We start from the raw sequence: 19,077 nt of genomic DNA on the forward strand, positions 1-19,077 counted from the left end.
AGAGTCACGTGGCGACGGTCGAACTGAGCAAGGAGAACTTCGACGAGGTGGTCGGTCAGGAGGGTATGGTCCTGGTCGACTTCTGGGCCTCCTGGTGCGGGCCGTGCCGGATGTTCGCGCCGGTGTACGAGAAGGCGTCGGACAAGCACGGAGACGTCGTGTTCGGCAAGGTGGACACCGAGGCGCAGCAGGAGCTGGCCGGTGCGTTCGGGATCTCCTCGATCCCGACCCTGATGATCGTGCGGGACGGCGTGGTGCTGTACTCGCAGCCCGGCGCGCTGCCCGAGCCGGCGCTGGAAGAGCTGATCGGCAAGGCACGCGAGGTCGACATGGCTGAAGTCCGCCGCGAGATCGCCGAACAGCAGAAGCAGCAACAGCAATCCTGAGCCGTACCGGAAGGCGGGCCCTCGCCGGGGCCCGCCTTCCGTGTGTCGGGCCGCGCCTTCATCCTCCGGCCGTGAGGTCGCGCTTGAGGATCTTGCCGGTGGAGGTCATCGGCAGGCTGTCGCGGACGTGGATGCGGCGGGGGTACTTGTACTCCGCCAGCCGTTCCCGCGCCCACGAGGACAGCTCCGCGACGTCGATCTCGTGCCCGGTCCGCGGCACGACGTAGGCCACCACCTCCTGGCCCAGCCGTTCGTGCGGTTCGCCGACGACGGCGGTCATCGCGACGGCGGGATGGGACAGCAGCACCTGTTCCACCTCGGCGGGATAGACGTTGTAGCCGCCGCGCAGGATGAGGTCCTTGACGCGGTCGACCACGTAGAGCCAGCCGTCCTCGTCGAAACGGCCGAGGTCGCCGGTGTGGAACCAGCCGTCGCGCACGGCCTCCGCGGTGGCTTCGGGCCGGTTGAAGTAGCCCAACATCAGGCAGTGGCCGCGGATGACGATCTCGCCGACCGTGCCCGCGGGCACGGGTTTGTCCTGCTTGTCCACCACCTCGATGTCCACGCCCCACACGGGTTTGCCGACCGACGCGGGCCGGATCGGTTCGTCCCACGGGCTGAACGTGACCGTCGGGCTGGTCTCGGACAGCCCATAGCCCTGCCGGATGCCGAGCCCGCAGGTCTGCTCGAACCGTTCGTACAACGCGGTCGGCAGGCCGGCGCCGCCGGAGGTGATGAGCCGGACGGTCTTCGCCGCCTCACGCAGGCACACACCGTCGGGGTCGGCCTGCAGGAAAGCCTGGAACATCGAGGGCACCCCGGAAAACAGCGTGACCTCGTGCTCGATCAGCAGGTCGAGGGCGGTGCTGGGATCGAAGCGCGGCAGCAGCACGAGGGTGGCGCCGCCGTGCACGTTCCCGTTCATCACCGACGTCTGCCCGAACACGTGATAGAGCGGCAGTGCCACGAGGACCACGTCGTGATCGTGCTTGGGCACCAGCAGTTCCTTCATGCGCGCGTTGAGCAACAGGCTCACGTGCGAGAGCGTCGCCCCCTTCGGGGTGCCGGTGGTGCCGCTGGTGTAGATGATCACCGCCGGGTCCTCGGCGCCGGTCGGCTCGGTCTCGGCGGGCTCGGGGTGCGGGGCGAGGTAGTCGTCGAGTTCTTCGAGCGGGACGATCTTCCGCACGCTGGGCGCCTCGGCGGCCGCCGCGCGCGCGTTGGCGAGCACGGGTAGCTGTGCGCTGCCTTCCGTGGCGAACACGGCCACGGCGCCGCAGTCGTTGAAGATGAAGCTCAGTTCCCGTTCTTTCAGCAACGGGTTGAGCGGCACCACGACCGCTCCGGCCTTGAGCAGCCCGAAGTAGACGATGGGGAATTCGGCCACGTTCGGCGCGATGAGCGCGACCCGTTCGCCGGGGCGCAGCCCGTCCGCGCGCAGGGCGGCGGCGACCCGGCCGGCGTGCGCGTCGAGTTCGGCGTAGGTGAGTGTGCGCGTGCCTTGCACGATCGCCGCCCTGCCGGGCAAGCGGCGCGCGGTGGACTCCAGCAGCACGGAGAGATTGAGCATGTCCTCCCCTTCGGCGAAAAACTAGAACGCCATTCGGTCTTTGCTGGTCCGACGCTAACAGGTCGGCGCCGTCGATCAAGGCGGCGTCACTCCGAGGTCACGGAAAAGCACCGGAATGTCTGTTTCCGCCGAAGCTCTGGGCAAGCCGTGCCCGGCGTTGTACTGTTCGCCGCGAACCGAACCGGGTTCTGGAATCGGCACACTGCAACGAGGCGGTGATCGGACGAGATGCCTGAGTTCGAGGCACTGCTGCGCGCCGGGGAACTGTGTGTCGCGTTTGGTGGACTGCAAGTGCTCAACCGGGTTTCCGTCGATGTCGCCCGCGGTGAGGTGCTCGGGGTGATCGGCCCGAACGGGGCGGGCAAGACCACCCTGTTCAACACGGTCTGCGGGTTCGTCCGGCCCGAATCCGGTTCGATCTTGTTCGACGGGAAGCCGCTGCGGCCACGTCCGCACCAGCTGACCCGGCTCGGTATCGCCCGGACCCTGCAGGGGCTCGGGCTGTTCCCGCATCTGAGCGTCCTGGAGAACGTGATCGCGGGCGCCTCGCACCGGGTGCGCACCGGCGCGATCGCCGCGCTGCTGGCCTCGCCCTGGGCCGAGCGGCGCGAGCACCGGGTCCGCGAGCGGGCGATGGAGGTGCTGGAGTCACTGGGCATCGCCGCCGAGGCGCCGCGGATCTGCGCCAGCCTGCCTTATGGGGTGCGGAAACGCGTCGCGCTCGGGCGCGCGCTGATCAGCGAGCCCAGGCTGCTGATGCTCGACGAACCGGCGGCCGGACTCTCGGCCACCGAGACCACGGAGCTGGCCGAGATCGTGCGCGGGCTGCGGGAGCGCACCACGGTCATGGTCGTGGAACACCACATGGAGTTCGTGATGAACCTGTGCGACCAGCTGGTGGTGCTCGACTTCGGCGAGGTGATCGCGCGCGGCACCCCGGCCGAGATCCGCACTGATCCACTGGTGCAGCGCGCTTATCTGGGCGAGACGGTCGAGGTGGGCGATGCTTGAGGTCACCGGTCTCGTCGCCGAGTACGGCCCGGTGCGCGCGCTCGACCAGGTCGATTTCACCGTCGAGCAGGGCTCGATCACCGCGGTGCTGGGCGTGAACGGCGCGGGCAAGACCACCCTGCTGCGCGCGATCAGCGGTCTGCTGCCGCCGAAGGCCGGCACGGTCCGGCTGGCCGGGCAGGACGTGACCCGCCGGGTGCCCGAGGACCTGGTCCGGCTCGGCATGGCGCACGTGCCCGAAGGCCGCGGGGTGATCGTCGAGCTGACGGTGGAGGAAAACCTGCGCCTCGGCGGGCTGTGGCGCAAGGACCGGGGCGTGCTCAAAACCGGCCTTTCCCGGATGTACGAACTGTTCCCGCCCCTGGCCGAGCGCCGCTCCCGGCGTGCGGAAACGTTGTCGGGCGGGGAAAGGCAGATGCTCGCGATCGCCAGGGCGCTGATGAGCCGCCCGAAACTGCTGCTGCTGGACGAACCTTCGCTCGGGCTCGCCCCGCGCACCGCCGCGCGGATCGTCGCGACGCTGCGTTCGCTGCGCGCCGAGACCGGGCTGACCTTGCTGCTGGTGGAACAGAACGCCGGCACCGCGCTGTCGGTGGCCGACCGTGCCGTCGTGCTCAACCTCGGCCGCAAGGTCGCCGACGACACCGCCGGGAACCTGGCCGCCGACGACCGGGTCCGCCGCGCCTACCTGGAGATGTGATGGGCCGATTCCTCGATCTGACCCTGGCCGGGCTGACCAGCGGCGCGGTCTACGCCGCCGTCGCGCTGGCGCTGGTGCTGATCTGGCGGTCCACCCGGATCGTGAACTTCGCGCAGGGCGGCATGCTGATGCTGACCACTTTCCTCGCCTACACCGTGGTCAGCCACGGCGGCTCGTACTGGCTGGCGCTGGCCGTGGCCGTGGTGAGCGGCCTGATCCTGGGCGCGCTGGTCGAACGGCTGCTGGTGCGCCCGGTCGAGAACCGGCCACCGCTGGACGCGGTCGTGGTCACCTTCGGCCTGCTGGTGTTGTTGCAGGGGCTGGCCGGGATGGTCTTCGGCGGCACCCCGCGCTCCTACCCGCCGGGCTTCGGGATCGCCGGGTTCAAGGTGGGCGATCATCAGCTTTTGTTCTCGCCCAACGACTTGTGGGTCGTGCTGGTGGTGCTGGGCATGATGGCGGTGCTCGCCGTGGTGTTCCGCCGGACGTCGCTGGGGCTGAAGATGCGGGCGGCCGCGTTCGCGCCGGAGGTGGCCCGGCTGCTGGGGGTGCGGGTCGGGCGGATGCTGACCGTCGGCTGGGCGCTGGCCGCGGTGGTCGGCGCCGTGGCGGGGGTGCTGATCGCGCCGAGCACGTTCGTCAGCCCCACCGGGTTCGACGCGGTGCTGGTGTTCGGGTTCACCGCCGCGGTGATCGGCGGACTGGACAGTCCGCCGGGCGCGGTCGTCGGCGGGCTGATTCTCGGCGCGGTGCTCAGTTACGTGTCCGGCTACCTCGGCTCGGACATCGTCACGCTGGCGTCGCTGGTGGTGCTGATCGCCGTGTTGATGGTGCGCCCCAACGGGTTGTTCGGCACCGGCGTGAGGCGGCGGGTATGACGGCGACGAAGACCCACGAGGACGCCGAAGTGAAGCCGGTGCCCGCGCCGCTGCGGTGGTGGCGTGGTTCCACGTTGCTGCGCCACGTTTTCTGGGCGGTGCTGGGCCTGGTCGCGTTCTACTTCCTGAGCATCTCGCTGGACGCGTTCGACAACCTGCAGCTGGCGCAGATCTGCTACATGGCCATCGCGACGGCGGGGCTCACCGTGCTGTCCGGCCTGAGCGGACAGATCTCCCTGGGGCACGGCGCTTTCGTCGCTGTCGGCGCGTACTCGGTGGCGTTGCTGCTCGAACATCTCCACTGGCCATTGTGGACAGCACTCATCGCGGCCACGGTCATCACCGCCGCGCTCGGCGCGCTTGTCGGCGTGGCCGCGGCACGGTTGCGCGGCCCGTACCTGGCCGGCGCGACCCTGGCGCTGGCGGTGGGGCTGCCTTCGCTCGCGGACTACCACGGGCTGCGTGACCTGCTCGGGGGCGCGAACGGGCTGATCGTCACGCCCGAGCCGCCGCCGTTGTCGCTGGGGGAGTCGTTCCCGCTGGAGCGTTGGCAGGCCTGGATCGGCGGGCTGTGCCTGGTGATCGTGCTGTTCCTGCTGGCGAACCTGGCGCGCAGCAGGCTCGGCCGCAACATGCGGTTCGTCCGCGAGGACGAGGACGCGGCGGCGCTGTCCGGGGTGCACGTGGCCCGCACGCAGATCCTCGCGTTCTGCGTCAGCGCCGGCTGCGCGGGCCTCGCCGGCGGATTGTTCGCGATGGTCAACAACCTGGCCGCGCCTGGTGCCTTCACCCTCACGTTGTCGCTGTCGCTGCTGACCGCGGCGGTACTCGGCGGGCTCGGCAGCCTCGCCGGCGCCGTCTACGGCGCGGTGATCGTGACGTTGCTGCCGAACTGGTCCACCAACCTGGCCCAGTCGGCGAACCTGCCGCAGGCGGTCTACGCCAACATCCCGCTCGTGCTCTACGGCGTCGTGCTGATCGCCGTGATCGTGCTGTTCCCGGGTGGGATCCAGGCCGGGGTGCGTCGGCTCGGCCGGCTGCCCGTACGTCGTCGAAGTTCACCCGAACAACCGTGATGGAGTGAAGATGACCGTATCCAGGCACCTGCGTCCGGCGGTCGCGCTGACCGCGGCGCTCACACTGACCCTGACCGCGTGTGGCGGGGGAGGGGGTGGTGGCGAAAGCACGCCGGGTGTGACCGGCACCAGCGTGTCGATCGGCAGCACGCTCCCGCTGACCGGGGCGGCGGCGCCGGGGTACAGCGAGCAGGGCCCGGCGGCGAAGGCGTTCTTCGACTACATCAACGCCAACGGCGGGATCAACGGCCGCAAGATCGACTACAAGTACCTCGACGACGGCTACAACCCGGCGAATACGGTCACCCTGACCAAGCAGCTGGTGTTGCAGGACAACGTGTTCGCGGTGCTGGGCGCGCTCGGCACGCCGACGCACACGAAGGTCGTGGACTTCCTCAACAGCTCCCGGGTGCCCGACCTGTTCGTCGCGTCGGGCTGCACCTGCTGGGACAACCCGAAGGACCACCCGTACACCTACGGCTGGCAGCCCGACTACACGGTCGAGGGCAAGATCCTCGGCAACTACGTGAAGCAGAACTTCGCGGGCAAGAAGGTGGCGTACTTCTACCAGGACGACGACTTCGGCCATGACGGGATCAAGGGCCTGGACAAGTACATCGACCAGAGCCTGGTCGTCTCGCGCCAGCCGTACCAGCCTGGCAACACCGACATCGCCGCGCAGGTCTCGGCGATCGCGCGCTCGCAGGCCGACGTGGTGGTACTGGAGGCGATCCCGGCCTACACCGCGCTGTTCAAGCTGACCTCGCTGAAACTGGGTTACAAACCGCAGCTGGTCGCGTCCAGCGTCGGCGCGGACCCGATCACGGTGTCCGGGCTGCTGGAGAACTTCGCGAAGCAGTCGGGCACGGCGGTCAAGGGCACCGATCTGATCGAGGGCCTGGTCAGCAGCGCGTACCTGCCGGCGGGCGGGGACACCGCGAACTCGTGGATCTCACTGTTCAAGAAGATCCACGACCAGTACATCCCGGCGATTCCCTTCGACGGCAACGTCATCTACGCGATGTCCTACGCCTACACCTTCGTGCAGGCGCTGCAGGCCGCGGGCAAGGATCTGACCCGGCAGAAGCTGCTGGACACGCTCAACAAGGGCGGGCTCGCCGGCCCGGGCCTGGTGCCGTTCCGTTACGGGGCGGATTCGCACGCCGGTTACACCGGCGGGCAGATCGCGACGATCCACGGTGGGGTGGCCGTGACGTCCGGTACCCCACTGACCACCGACGACGCCGACGGTCCCATCGTGCCGTACACGGGGGCGCAGCCTGCCGCGCCCGCCAACGGGATTCCGGTGGGGTGAAGCTCGTGGAGCGGGCACGTCTCGCGCCGACGTGTCCGCTCCACGGGGTGTCCGGCAGAATCGGGGCATGACCGACGTGACCGGCAGCAAAAGGGCCCAGATCACACGCGCGGCGCTGCTCGAAGCCGCGCGTGAGGTCTTTTCCGCGGCCGGCTACGACAACGCGAACATGGCCGACATCGCCGAGCGGGCCGGGGCGAGTATCGGCAGTCTCTATCACCATTTCGCCGCGAAGTCGGACCTCTACATCACGTTGTACAACGACTATCAGCGGCGCCAGCAGCATCGTTCGGCCCAGGCCTTCCGCACCGCGCTGGGCAAGGGCGAGCAGGACGCGCTGCGGCTGTTCATCGTGGGCACCCGGGCGTACCTGGAGGGCTGCTGGGAGGAGCGGGAGCTGGCCACGGTGCTGCTGGGCGGGGGAGGGCCCGCCGGGTTCGGGTTGCTGGCGAGGGAACGGTTCCGCGATTGGCTGCACGCGAACTCGGTGCTGGTCAACGGGCATGTGCGGCCGTTGAGCGAGATGCTCGTGCTGTGCCTGACCGCGATGGCGACCGAGGCCGGCCGTGAGGTGGCCGCGGCGCCGAGCCGGGCGAGGGCACGGCGGATGATCGACGAGGTGCTCGAGCTGATGGGCCGGCTTTATCCTTCTTCTTAGGTGTATAACACCATATACGGCGCGGGAGCGAACGGCTTTGCCTACCTGTGCACAGTGCGCTTTCCACTCCAAAAGACAGCAAAGAGGTCGCCGGGACTCTCGATCAGCGGGAAACTGTGTCCGGCGCGTGTACCGGGCACTGGCAGCATGGTGTCATGTCGTTGGGCTCTGTGCGGTTCCGGTTGCTGGGTTCGGTGGCGGCTTTCGATGATCAGGGGCCGGTCCGGCTCGGTGGTCCGAAGCAGCGGACCGTGCTGGCCGCGTTGCTGCTCAACGCCGATCGTGTGGTGGCCGAGGATCAGCTGATCGAGTTCGTGTGGGGGCAGACGCCGCCGGCGAGCGCGCGCGGGCAGCTGCAGGTGCGGATTTCGGAGCTGCGCAAGCTGCTGGGGCGTGCGCTGATCGTGCGCCGGTCGCCCGGTTATCTGATCGGGGTGCGGCCGGGTGATCTCGATCTGGAGGTGTTCGAGACGGCGGTGACCGAGGGCAAGGCGGAGCTGTCGGAGGACAGGCCGTTGCAGGCGGCGGAGCGGTTCCGGGCGGCGCTGGCGTTGTGGGACGAGGAGCCGCTGGCGGGGGTGACGCCGTTCCTGGCCGACAGGATGGTGCCGGTGCTGGAGGAACGGCGGACCGCGGCGCTGGAGGAGCTGTACGAGGCGGAGTTGTCGGCGGCACGGCACGCAGAGGTGGTCGGCGAGCTGCGCGAGAGTGTGGCGGCGCATCCGTTCCGGGAACGGTTGCGTGGTCAGCTGATGCTGGCGCTGCACCGGTCGGGGCGCACGGCCGACGCGCTGGCGGCCTATGCGGACGCGGAGCGGCTGTTCGGTGGCGAGCTGGGGATCGAGCCGAGTGCCGAGCTACGGGAGTTGCGGCGGCTGATCGCCGACGGGCAGCGGGAGCCGGTGGTCTCGGCGGCCGGTTTGCCTTATGGCGCACAGAGTTTCGCCGGCCGGAGCGGTCAGCTGGCGCAGCTGGGCGAGCAGTTGTCCGGCGGGAGGGACGCGACCGGGATCTGCGTCATCCATGGCACTGCCGGGGTCGGGAAGACGGCGCTGGCAGTGCATTGGGCACGCGGTATGCGCACGCACTACCCGGATGGGCAGCTGTATGTGAACCTGCGCGGGTTCGATGCCGAGCGTGCGCCGCTCACACCGGAGCAGGCGCTGGTGAGTTTGTTGCGGGCGCTGGGTGTCGCACCGGAGCGGATTCCGTCCGGTTTGGACGCTCAGGAGGGTTTGTACCGTTCGTTGCTGGCGGACAAGCGGGTACTGGTGCTGCTGGACAATGCCGCGGACGGGGCGCAGGTGCTGCCGTTGCTGCCGCCTTCGGGCACGGTGCTGGTGACGAGCCGGCACCGGCTCAGTGATCTGGTGGCGCGTACCGGTGCGCGGCCGTTGCCGCTGGATGTGTTGCCGCCGGAGGATTCCCGGTCGTTGCTGACGGGTGTGCTGGGTCCGGCCCGGGTGTCGGCGGAGCCGGAGGCGGCGTGGCGGCTGGCGGAGCTGTGCGGGAATCTGCCGTTGGCGTTGCGGGTGGCGGCGGCGAATCTGACCACGCGGGCGAAGCCGCGGATCGCCGAGCTGGTGTACGAGCTGTCGCGCGGGGAGCGGCTGGGGGCGGTGACGAATGCGTTCGACGTGTCGTATCAGGCGTTGCCGCCGCAGCTGCGGCGGTTGTTCCGGTTGCTGGCGCTGATTCCGGGCGCCGATTTCACCGCGCCGGTGGCGGCGGCGCTGGTGGGTGAGCCGTTGCCGGAGGTGCGGCGGCGCCTGGACAGGCTGGCCGCGGCGCATCTGCTGGAGCAACAGGCGATCGGGCGGTTCCATTTCCACGATCTGCTGCGGGATTACGCGCGGGACCGGCTCGGTGAAGAGGAGGCCGCGGCGGAGCGGGACGCGGCGTGGCAGCGGCTCGTGGAGTTCTATCTGGCGACGGCGGAGTCGGCGGAGGAGCGGTTCGGGCGGCGCGGGTTGCGGTTGCCGCGGGATTTCGACGTGTACAGCCCGCAGGCGTTGCGGTTCCCGGATGCGGCGGCCGCCGCGTCGTGGCTGGACACCGAGCACGGGAATCTGTCGGCGCTGTTGCGGCAGGCGGCGGAGAACGGCCCGTATCCGCAGGCCTGGTACTTGTCGGACACGGCGCGGATGGTGTTCATGCACCGGGGGATGCGCGCGGAATGGCGGGATCTGGCCACCTCGGTGCTGGCGGCGGCGCAGCGGCTGGGCGAGGTGCGGGTGGTGGCGTTGATGCACCAGAGCATCGGCACGGTGTGGAACTACCTGGAACGCCGGGATCAGGCGATCCACCATCTGCTGAAAGCGATGGACGCGCACCAGTCGAGTGGCTGGCTGGAGGGCAGGGCGGCGGCGATGAACGCGCTGGGGGTGTCGTACCAGGGGACCGGGCAGTACAGCGAGGCGGCCGGGCAGTACGAAGCCGCGGCGCGGTTGCAGCGTTCGCTGGGCAGTGAGATCGGCGAGATGATGTCGCTGAACAACCTGGGTTTCGTGTACCGGCAGCTGGGCAGGCTCGACGACGCGGTGGTGCAGCTCAGCCGGGCGCTGGAGCTGGCGGCGGGGGCGGATTCGAACTGGGGCAAGGCGGCGACGCTGGTGAGTCTCGGTCTCACGTTGCGGTTGCGGAACGAGGAGCACGCGGCGGAGAAGCTGCTCACCGAGGCGCGGGAGCTGCACCGGGAGGCGAAGGATCTTTACGGTGAGGCGTACGCGTTGAGTGGGTTGAGCCTGTTGCGGGTGGATGCCGGGGATTTCGAGCTGGGCCGGGAGTATGCGGCGACGGCGCTGGATCTGGCGGAGCGGGAGAACAATCCGGAAACGTCGGCGGCGGCGTTGAACGCGCTGGGCCGCGCGGAGGCGGCGCTCGGGCGGGTGGCCGAGGCGGAGCGGTTCCAGGTCCGTGCGGTGGACATCGCGCGCAACTGGAACGCGCCCTTCGATCTGACGGAGGCGCTGATCGGCCTGGCGGCGTTGCGGACGCGTGCCGGTGATTTCGCGGGGGCGCTGGAGGCGGGTGAAGAGGGGCTGGCGCTGGCGCGGCGGCTGGGGTTGCGGTTGCTGGAGGCGCGTGCGTTGCTGGCCATCGCCTCGGTGCGGGACGGCGAGGGCGAGCGGGCTCGGGCGGGTGAGTTGTACGACGAGGCGCTGGCGGTGTGCCGGGAGATCGGGTTGACCGCGCTGGAAGTGCGGATTCAGGGGTTGCTGGCGCGACGCGGGTGAGGGTCAGCGTCCGCCGTCGTGGCCCTGGAAGAAGGCGAGTGTCGCTTCCGCTCCGGCAGCGACGATCTCGTTGACCTGTGCCGAGCGCCGCGCGGCTTTCCCGCCGCGGTGGAACATCGCGGTTTCGTAGTCGCGGACCGGTTTGCCGGCGGCGATGGTGAGTCCGAGTTCGAGTGCGTCGAGCATGGCGAGGTTGGCGCCGCGGCCGACGGGTGGCATGAGGTGGGCGGCGTCGCCGAGGAGGGTGACGCCGGGGGTTCCCGGCCAGGTCACGTCGACGGGGAGCACGGTGATCTTGCGTGGGAGGAAGGTGTCCTCGCAGGCGTCGATGATGTCGTGGAAGCCGGGTGCCCAGTCGTGGAAGAGCTTGGCGATTCCGGCGCGGATCGTGGCGGGGTCGCCGGCCGGTAGTTCGGTGGGGGCCTGGACGCTGACGTACACGCGGGCGCGGCCGTCGCTGTTGCGCTGGGCGGACAGGGATCGGCCGGCGTCGAGTGCCCAGTAGTTGCCGCGGCCGATGACGGCGGCGAGTTCGGGGTGGGTGCGGTCGATGTCGGGGATCTGGGTTTCGAGCAGCTGCCGGCCGGTCGGCCGGGGTTCGGCGTCGGTGAGCAGGGGGCGGATGCGGGAGTTGGCGCCGTCGGCGCCGATGAGCAGGTCGGTTTCGGTGGTGGTGCCGTCGGCGAAGTGCAGGCGGTGCCTGCCGTCGCCGAGCGGGGTGGCGTGGGTGAGTTCGTGTCCCCAGTGGACGGTCGTGGCCGGGAGTGAGTCGAGCAGGATGTCGCGCAGGTCGGCGCGGTCGACTTCGGGGTCGATGAGCGGCGCGTCGTCGGGGGTGTGCTGGTCGAGCCGGATGGTGCCGTGTTTGTCGAGCAGGCGCAGGTCTTGGCTTTCGCGCCGGGCGACGGCCAGGAATTCGGCTTCGAGCCCGGCATCGCGTAGTGCGCGTTGGCCGGTGTCGGGGTGCAGGTCGAGGGTGCCGCCCTGGGTGCGTGTGGTGCGGCCGGTGTCGCGTTCGTAGACCGCGGCGGCGTCGATTCCGTGCTGGTGCAGGACGCGGGCGAGGGTGAGGCCGCCGGGACCGGCGCCGGTGATGGCGATGCGCATGAGCGTTCCTTTTCGATACACTGTATCGTACGATACATCGTATCGGGAGGTGTGATGGCGGCACGAGCGGACAGTGGCCGGCTGGTGTGGGAGCGGGCCGAACCGGTGCAGCGGGGTGGGCTGAGCCCGTTGAGCAGGGAGCGCGTCGTGGCGGCCGCGATGTCGCTGGCGGATGCCGAGGGTCTGGACGCGGTGTCGCTGCGGAAGGTGGCCGCGGCGCTGGACGTGGGCCCGATGCGGCTGTATGGCTATGTGTCCACGAAGGACGAGTTGCTGGACCTGATGGTCGACTCCGTGTACGGCGAGATTCCGTTGCCACGCAAGGCGGGCAGGCAGTGGCAGCGCACGATCCGGGCGCTGGCCCGGGGCCTGCGGAAGGCCGCGCGGCAGCACGAGTGGTTCGCCGATCTGCTGGGCGGGCGTCCGCAGTTGGGGCCGAACGCGCTGGCGTACACCGAATCCTTGTTGGCGGGGGTGCGCGCGGCGCCCGGGTTCGAGGACATCGGTGCGGTGCTGGCCGCGGTGGGAACGGTGCATTCGTACGTGCTGGGTGCGATCCGGGTGGAGATCACCGAGCTGCGCCAGGAGCGGGCCAGTGGGCTGGACGAGCTGCGGTGGCAGCGGGAGGTGGGCCCGTATCTGGAGCGGATGCTGGCCACGGGGCGGTTCCCGATGCTGGCGGAGGTCGTGCGGGATGCGGTGCATCCCAGTCGCGACACGGCTTTCGAGACTGGTCTGGGGCAGGTGCTCCGGGGGATATCGTCCACCGCGTGACTGAACCCGACTACCTCACCGAGATCCGCACGGCCTACGACACTGTGGCCGCCGACTACGCCGAAGTGCTCAAGGACGAGCTCGACGCCAGCCCGATCGACCGGGCCGTGTTGGTCGCTTTCGCCGAGCTGGCAAGGGGTCGCGGGCCGGTGGGTGATCTCGGGTGCGGTCCAGGGCGGCTGAGCGGGCACCTGGCGTCGCTGGGGCTGGACGTGTTCGGGGTGGACCTGTCGCCGAGGATGGTGGAGGTGGCGCGGCGGACCCACCCGGGTTTGCGGTTCGAGGTCGGTTCGCTGGCGGCGCTGGATCTGCCCGACGGTGGCCTTGGCGGGATCGTGGCGTGGTACTCGATCATCCACACCCCGCCTGAGCAGCTGCCGGCGGTGTTCACCGAGTTCGCGCGGGTGCTGGCGCCGGGCGGGCAGCTGGTGCTCGCGTTCCAGGTGGGCGACGAGGTCAGGCATCTGGACAAGGGCTATGGGCACGAGATCTCGCTGGACGCCTACCGGCTGGTGCCGGAGCGGGTGGCGGAACTGCTGGAGCGGCACGGGTTCGTGGTGGGCTCGCGGCTGGTGCGGGAGCCGGAGCGCTGGGAGTCGACGTCGCAGGCGTATCTGCTGGCGCGCAAGCCGTAGCGGGTCAGGTCTCGTCCCGGCCGCGGCGCAGGAACTCCAGGATTCCTTCCACACCGGCGAGTTCGCGCAGCGGGCGGGTCGCGCCGAAGGGCGCGTTCCAGAACTCGCCCCGGCGTGGCCGGTGCGGGCCGACGTACGCGTAGGGCTCGGGCAGGTGGCTGTCCCCGGCGGAGATGCCGTAGTCGACTTCGTCGACGGTGATGGCCAGGTCGAAGTGTTCGGGCCAGAGCACCGGTTCGGCTCCGGGGGCGAACAGCCGCAGCGCGGCGTCGCCGTCGGAAAACCCGGCCATGATCACCAGTGCCTCGGCCGCGTCGACGGAGAGGGTTTCGCCGGAGGCGACTCCGGAGCCGTCGGAGTAGAGCCCGGCGGGCGCCCCGGCGTCGGGGTGCAGGCGCGCGCAGGTGGCGCCGTCGAGCGGGACGCGGCGTTCCCCGGCGACGAGCTGGTCGACCACCACCATCACGCGGGGTTCTTCGGTGGTGGCGAATCCGCCGGGCGTGATGCGCAGCCGGATGGAGCCGGTGGCGCGGTACTGCGGCCCGGCCAGTACGAGTTCGGCGACACCGTGCAGGGCGCGGCGCGTCTGGCTCATCGGGCTCCCTCGGGGGTGCGTGCGGGCGTGGCCGCGCGTTTGATGGTGCGGATCACCGGTGCGGTCTCCACGTGTCCGACGCCGCTGATGGTACTGATCTCGGCTGTGAGGTACGTGTAGAGCGCGTCGACGTCGCGGCAGAGCACGTTGGCGACCAGGTTGGTGGTGCCGGTGGTGGCGGCGGCGAATGCGACTTCCCGTTGCTGGGACAGGGCTTCGGCGACGGTGGCCAGCGCGGTCTGCGGGACGGCGAGCCACAGCAGGGCTTGTGCGGTGTAGCCGAGCGCGGCGGCGTCGATGTCCACGTCGAAGTACAGGGCGCCGCTGCGGCGGAGCTGCCGGACGCGGCGGCGCACGGTGGGTTCGGGGATGCCCGCGGCGGTGGCGAGGTCGGCGAAGGGTGTCCGGCCGTCGTGGCTGAGGTGGGCGAGGAGGGCTTCGTCGGCGGAGATGTCGGTGGGCGGTTCCGCCGGTGGGGGCGGGGTCAGCTGCCGGATCTGGTCCGGGGTGAGCACGGCGGCGGCCCAGTGCCAGGCGAGCGGTCCGCCGACGAAGGTGCGCAGCAGGCAGTGCGCCGACACGGACACGACGCGCGGGGTGCGGGGGAGTTGTTGCAGCAGCAAGGTGTCCGGGGCGCCACCGCTGGTGCGCACGATGCAAACGATCTCGGTGCCACCGGAGGTGAGCTGGACCCAGGAGGTGTCGTTGCGGCGGGCCAGCGCGTCGGCGACCTTCAGTGCCGCGTCGGGGGTGCAGTGCAGGCGGACGAACCATTGCACCCCGCCGGTGCGGCGCGGGTCGGTCATGCCCACCACGCGGAGCGTGCCGTCGGAGCGCATCCTGCGGTAGCGGCGGGCCACGGTCTGCTGGGAGACGCCGAGGACGTCGGCGAGCTGGTTGAAGGGTGCGCGCCCGTCGAGCATCAGCGCGTGGATGATGGCGCGGTCGAGTTCGTCGAGTGGCACATCGCGAAGGATAACCACCGCTCGGTGGCGATATCCGTCAACTGACCGCTGATGCGGGGTACTTTTCGTGCCCGGTGTCTAGTTTCGTCGGCATGACAAGGAACTTCCGCTGGTTCGCGCTGGGCGCGCTGCTGCTGGCCGAGGCGATGAACCTGCTCGACACGACGATCGTGCAGGTGGCCGCGCCGTCCATCCGCGACGGGCTGCACGCCACCGAGGGGCAGCTGCAGTGGCTGACCGCCGGGTACACGCTGTCGTTCGCGCTGCTGCTGATCACCGGTGGGCGGCTCGGTGACATCCTGGGCCGCCGCCGCGTGTTCGTCACCGGTGTCGTGGTCTTCGTGGTGTGCTCCGGTCTCTGCGCGCTCGCGCCGTCGGTGGCGGTGCTGATGGCGATGCGGGTGCTGCAAGGCGTGGGCGCGGCGTTGCTGATCCCGCAGACGTTCGGGCTGATCCGTGCGATGTTCGAGGGTCCCGAGTTGAGCCGGGCGCTGGGGCTGATCGGTCCGGTGATGGCGTTGTCCGCCGTGGCGGGGCCGCTGCTGGGTGGTGTGCTGACGGAGGCGGCGGGCTGGCGTTCGGTGTTCGCCGTGAACGTCCCGCTCGGGGTGCTCGTGGTGCTGCTGGCGCCGTTGATCGAGGAGGACCGTTCCCCCGCCCGCCCGCGTCTGGACGTCACGGGCACGGTGCTCGCCGCGGGGGCGATGGGGCTGCTGATCTACCCGGTGGTGCAGGGCGGGTGGCTGTTGCTGCTGCCCGGGCTGGGGTGCTCGGCGGTGTTCGTGGTCCAGCAGCGGCACAAGGCGCGGTGTGGCGCGGGCCCGCTGGTCGAGCCGGGGCTGTTCCGGGGCCGGGTGTTCCCCGCGTCGATGCTGGGGTTGTTGCTGTTCTATGCGGTGCTGAGCGGGCTGATGTTCGTGCTGGTGGTGTATTTCCAGGTGGCGCGTGGCGAGGACGCGCTGGGCGCGGGGCTGATGATGCTGCCGTGGTCGGCCGGGCTGGGTGCGGGATCGCTGCTCGCGGGCACGGTGCTGGTGCCGCGGCTGGGTCCCGGGGTGATGCGGATCGGCGCCGTGCTGGTGCTCGCGGGGCTCGGCGGGATGGTGTTCCTCCTTGCCACACCGGCGTTGTGGGCGCCGTTGGCGGTCTGTGGGCTGGGCATGGGGCTGTTCACGGTGCCGTTCTTCGGCAACGCGCTTTCCCGGGTGGGCCGGCACGAGACGGGCTCGGCGTCGGGTCTGCTCAACGCCGTGCAGCAGCTTGGCGCGTCGTTCGGTGTCGCGCTGTTGGGGACGGTGTTCTTCCGCGTGTCCGTGACCGCCGCGCTGGACATCGCGGTCGGGTTGATCGCGCTGGTGCTGGTGTTGACCTTCGCGATGTTGCCGGCTCGCCTGAATACACTGGCGCCACACCATGTTTGAGGAGGCCCGATGAACGTCGTCGGGGGTGGTCGGCGCGGTGGTGGCCTATCACCTGTCGCGGCTCGGCGAGACCGGCGTGGTGGTGCTCGACGCCCGCGACTCGGCGAAGTTGCCGGGTTCCACCGGCCTGGCCCCGGGCTTCGCCGGGCAGCTCAGTGCGACACCGGAGCTGGCGGTGCTGGCGAAGGAAAGCGTTGCCCTGTACCGGGAACTGCCCGGTGAGGTGTTCCATCCGGTCGGCTGCCTGGAGGTCGCGACCAGCGCGGCCCGGCTGGAGCAGGCGCACCGCGACGTCGAACACGGCCGGGGTCTGGGTATCGAGGCGCGGGTACTGGACGCGCCCGCGACGGTCGCGCGGGCGCCCGCGCTGGTCAATGCCGACGTGGCGCTCGGCGGGCTGTTCATCCCCTCCGACGGGGCGGCCGGACCCACCGCGATCACGCAGGCCCTCGTCGCCGCCTCCGGCGCCGAATTCCGTTGGCGCACCAGGGTGCACGCGCTGGAGACCGCGCACGGCCGGGTCGTCGGGGTGCGCACCGGCGACGGCGTGCTGGAGGCGGATCAGGTCGTGCTCGCCGCCGGGATCTGGGGCCCGGTGCTCGCCGCGACGGCCGGGGTCCGGCTGCCGATGGTGGGCGTGCAGCATCCGTACGTCTTCACCACCGAACGGCCGGAACCGTACGACACCCCCATCGACACGCCGATCGTGCGCTACCCCGAGCACACCGTGTACACCCGCCGCCATGGCCGCGCCTACGACATGGGCACCTACTCCCACACCCCGCTGCCGGCAAGCCCGGAATCACTCGACACCGCCGAGGTTTCCTTCCGTGCGGACGATTTCGGCACCGCGCTGGAGCGGGCGGCCGAGCTGGTACCCGCGTTCCGGGGCACGCCGCAGGGCCGCCGCCTCAACGGCGTGTTCGCGATGACCCCGGACGAGCTGCCGCTGGCCGGGCCGAGCACCGTGCCCGGGTTGTGGTTCGCCGAAGCCGGCTGGGTCACCCACGCCGCCGGCATCGGCAGGCACGTGGCGAACCTGCTGCTGGGCGCCGGGGACACCGCCGTCGACCCGGCCCGGCTCGATCCCGCCCGGTTCGACGACTGGGACGCGAGCAAGATCCGCGAGCAGTCTTTGGCGCACTACCAGGGCATCTACGACGCCCACTGAGCCGCCGGCAGCAGCGCGGCGAGCTGTTCGCGCGTGCCCGCGCCCAGGAATTTGTCCAGCGCGGAGCCGAGCGAGTGTCGCGCGTGCTGTTGCTGCTCCACGAACCGGGCCAGCAGCTCGCCCATCGCCAGCAGGGTCGCCGCCGGCGGATCTCCCCGGCGGAGCATGCGTTCGGCGTAGAGGCGCAGATGCGCGCTCTGCACCTCGCCGTCCTGGAACGCGCCGAGCACGTCCTGCAGGCGCTTGAGGTTCTTGACCACCTTGCGGTAGGGCTCCGGCGCGCACAGCGGCCGGAACACCTCGAGCGAGTAGCGCAGTTCCTTGCAGCGCTTGCGCAGGGTGTGCACGTCCTCGGCGGTGGAGGCGGGCGTGATGGCCGCGGCGTGGCGCAGCACATCGTCGGCGACGAGGTGCAGGCGCTCGCCGGCGAGTTCGGCGGCCGTGACCCCGGATCCGCCCGCGACTTCCCGGAGCGCCGCGGACCAGCCGTCGAGCAGCTTGCGGAACTTCTTCGACTGCAGTCCCCGCACCAGTGCGCGCCGTTCCCGCGCGCGTTCCCACCGCAGGTGCTGGCGGAACGGTTCGAGGTCGCCGAGTTCGCCGACCGTGCTGCGGCGGGCGAGTTCGTCGAAACGCAGCAGGTACACATCCAGATCGCGGGTGGGGGTGGTGAGCGCGCCGACCCACTTGAACCCCTTCGGTGGCGCCCCCGGCAGCATGTCCCCGGCGATCTTGAGCAGGGACCGCGTCCGCCGCACCGCCACGCGCAGCTCGTGCAGGAACTCGGTGTCGACGTCCTCGACCGTGCCCGCGACGTTGGCCTCGATCGCGTCGGCGAAGCCGAGCAGGGCGGTGGCGATGGCGGCGTCGGCGGGCATGTCGGCGGTGATCGCCGGGCGGGTGCGGCGTTCAGGCAAGCCGGACGCGGTCAGCAGCGCGTCGTAGACGGTGCCTTCACCGGACTGGAATTGGTCACCCGCAAGGAGAATCCGGGCGATGCGCTCAGCGTCGCGTTTGCGCGGCGCGCGCACGGTCACGCGGGTCAGGGGAGCGGTCTGCACGGGTTCGACGCCCGCGGACTCGGCCCATTCCACTTCGGCCACGGCGCAGCCTTCGGCGTCGAGCACCGTCACCTCCCGGGACACCTCGCTGCTGCGCAGTTTCGGGGCGATGGCCCGCACCCACATCGCGCGCTCGACCTGGTCGCGGACTTCGCCAGGCGCCAGCGCACCGGCCAGCGCCGGCCATTGCGGCTCGCCCGGCAATTCCGTCCGCCACGGCCCGCCTTCCCCGTCGAGTACGAGCGACCCGGCCAGATGACGCAGCACCAGGCCGCGCTTGCGCAGCCGCCAGTCCACTGTGTCCAGGTATGTGGCGTCCCAGGCCTGGCGGGGGCCCGGCGTCAGGCGGTAGGTGGGCGTGAGCACGCTCAGCTGGTCGAGGATCTCGGCCCGGCCGCACCCGGTGGGCCGCCCCTGCCAGCGCAAGATCAGCTCGATGGGCACGGTGACGTCGTTCCTCCTAGCGCGGCCGGTCGAGGGCCAGTATAGGGACCCGCCGCGGCCCGGCCGCCGTATTC

At 70.5% G+C, this 19,077-nt stretch carries 17 protein-coding genes; 12 read left to right on the forward strand and 5 right to left on the reverse strand.

Features of this window, described 5'->3' with window-relative positions; all coding sequences use genetic code 11:
• Positions 1 to 8: 8 nt before the first annotated feature.
• Positions 9 to 386: a thioredoxin gene (gene trxA, locus VHD82_RS00200; RefSeq protein WP_325695551.1), complete on the forward strand. Its 378-nt coding sequence runs from the start codon at positions 9 to 11 to the stop codon at positions 384 to 386.
• Positions 387 to 444: 58 nt separating this feature from the next.
• Here trxA and VHD82_RS00205 read toward each other — a convergent pair whose 3' ends face one another.
• Positions 445 to 1,956, reverse strand: a complete 1,512-nt coding sequence (locus VHD82_RS00205; protein WP_325695554.1) for a long-chain fatty acid--CoA ligase — start codon at positions 1,954 to 1,956, stop codon at positions 445 to 447.
• Between the two features lie 228 nt (positions 1,957 to 2,184).
• Here VHD82_RS00205 and VHD82_RS00210 point away from each other — a divergent pair, with 228 nt between their 5' ends.
• From VHD82_RS00210 to VHD82_RS00240, 7 genes are all read left to right on the forward strand, one after another.
• On the forward strand, positions 2,185 to 2,967 hold the full coding sequence (locus VHD82_RS00210; RefSeq protein ID WP_325695557.1) for an ABC transporter ATP-binding protein: 783 nt from the start codon (positions 2,185 to 2,187) through the stop codon (positions 2,965 to 2,967).
• Entirely contained in the window at positions 2,960 to 3,667 is a 708-nt protein-coding gene (locus VHD82_RS00215; RefSeq protein WP_325695560.1) for an ABC transporter ATP-binding protein, read from the forward strand. Before VHD82_RS00210 ends, VHD82_RS00215 begins: the two co-directional genes overlap by 8 nt.
• Positions 3,667 to 4,545, forward strand: a complete 879-nt coding sequence (locus VHD82_RS00220; RefSeq protein ID WP_325695563.1) for a branched-chain amino acid ABC transporter permease — start codon at positions 3,667 to 3,669, stop codon at positions 4,543 to 4,545. The genes VHD82_RS00215 and VHD82_RS00220 overlap by 1 nt, the downstream gene beginning before the upstream one ends.
• Entirely contained in the window at positions 4,542 to 5,621 is a 1,080-nt protein-coding gene (locus tag VHD82_RS00225) for a branched-chain amino acid ABC transporter permease (protein ID WP_325695566.1), read from the forward strand. Before VHD82_RS00220 ends, VHD82_RS00225 begins: the two co-directional genes overlap by 4 nt.
• A gap of 10 nt (positions 5,622 to 5,631) precedes the next feature.
• Entirely contained in the window at positions 5,632 to 6,936 is a 1,305-nt protein-coding gene (locus VHD82_RS00230) for an ABC transporter substrate-binding protein (protein WP_325695569.1), read from the forward strand.
• A gap of 67 nt (positions 6,937 to 7,003) precedes the next feature.
• Entirely contained in the window at positions 7,004 to 7,594 is a 591-nt protein-coding gene (locus tag VHD82_RS00235) for a helix-turn-helix domain-containing protein (RefSeq protein WP_325695572.1), read from the forward strand.
• A gap of 155 nt (positions 7,595 to 7,749) precedes the next feature.
• Positions 7,750 to 10,830, forward strand: coding sequence for an AfsR/SARP family transcriptional regulator (locus tag VHD82_RS00240; RefSeq protein WP_325695575.1), 3,081 nt, complete (start codon positions 7,750 to 7,752; stop codon positions 10,828 to 10,830).
• A gap of 3 nt (positions 10,831 to 10,833) precedes the next feature.
• On the opposite strand, the gene VHD82_RS00245 is transcribed toward VHD82_RS00240, so the two are convergent.
• A complete protein-coding gene (locus tag VHD82_RS00245) occupies positions 10,834 to 11,937 on the reverse strand; it encodes an NAD(P)/FAD-dependent oxidoreductase (protein WP_325695579.1) in 1,104 nt (367 codons plus the stop codon).
• Between the two features lie 54 nt (positions 11,938 to 11,991).
• Between VHD82_RS00245 and VHD82_RS00250 the strand changes: the two genes are divergently transcribed.
• Both VHD82_RS00250 and VHD82_RS00255 read left to right on the forward strand, forming a co-directional pair.
• The gene (locus tag VHD82_RS00250; protein WP_325695582.1) at positions 11,992 to 12,711 is read left to right on the forward strand and encodes a TetR/AcrR family transcriptional regulator; all 720 of its coding nucleotides are present in this window, start codon (positions 11,992 to 11,994) and stop codon (positions 12,709 to 12,711) included.
• A complete protein-coding gene (locus tag VHD82_RS00255) occupies positions 12,708 to 13,346 on the forward strand; it encodes a class I SAM-dependent methyltransferase (protein WP_325695585.1) in 639 nt (212 codons plus the stop codon). The genes VHD82_RS00250 and VHD82_RS00255 overlap by 4 nt, the downstream gene beginning before the upstream one ends.
• 4 nt (positions 13,347 to 13,350) lie before the next feature.
• Here the strand turns inward: VHD82_RS00255 and VHD82_RS00260 are convergent, their stop codons facing one another.
• Both VHD82_RS00260 and VHD82_RS00265 read right to left on the reverse strand, forming a co-directional pair.
• Complete coding sequence (locus tag VHD82_RS00260; RefSeq protein ID WP_325695588.1) at positions 13,351 to 13,941, reverse strand: hypothetical protein; 591 nt, start codon at positions 13,939 to 13,941, stop codon at positions 13,351 to 13,353.
• Positions 13,938 to 14,906 (reverse strand): Lrp/AsnC family transcriptional regulator, encoded by a 969-nt coding sequence (locus VHD82_RS00265; RefSeq protein ID WP_325695591.1) that lies wholly within the window; start codon positions 14,904 to 14,906, stop codon positions 13,938 to 13,940. The genes VHD82_RS00260 and VHD82_RS00265 overlap by 4 nt, the downstream gene beginning before the upstream one ends.
• Positions 14,907 to 14,998: 92 nt before the next feature.
• Here VHD82_RS00265 and VHD82_RS00270 point away from each other — a divergent pair, with 92 nt between their 5' ends.
• A complete protein-coding gene (locus VHD82_RS00270; protein WP_325695594.1) occupies positions 14,999 to 16,327 on the forward strand; it encodes an MFS transporter in 1,329 nt (442 codons plus the stop codon).
• 25 nt (positions 16,328 to 16,352) lie between these two features.
• Positions 16,353 to 17,498 carry an FAD-binding oxidoreductase gene (locus tag VHD82_RS00275; RefSeq protein ID WP_325695597.1) on the forward strand — a complete coding sequence of 382 codons (1,146 nt, stop codon included), beginning with the start codon at positions 16,353 to 16,355 and terminating at the stop codon, positions 17,496 to 17,498.
• Here the strand turns inward: VHD82_RS00275 and VHD82_RS00280 are convergent.
• Positions 17,483 to 19,003, reverse strand: a complete 1,521-nt coding sequence (locus VHD82_RS00280) for a CHAD domain-containing protein (RefSeq protein WP_325695600.1) — start codon at positions 19,001 to 19,003, stop codon at positions 17,483 to 17,485. The two genes, VHD82_RS00275 and VHD82_RS00280, sit on opposite strands and share 16 nt — an antisense overlap.
• Positions 19,004 to 19,077: the final 74 nt, after the last annotated feature.

It is taken from the genome of Amycolatopsis sp., assembly GCF_035546795.1.
GTDB lineage: Bacteria > Actinomycetota > Actinomycetes > Mycobacteriales > Pseudonocardiaceae > Amycolatopsis_E.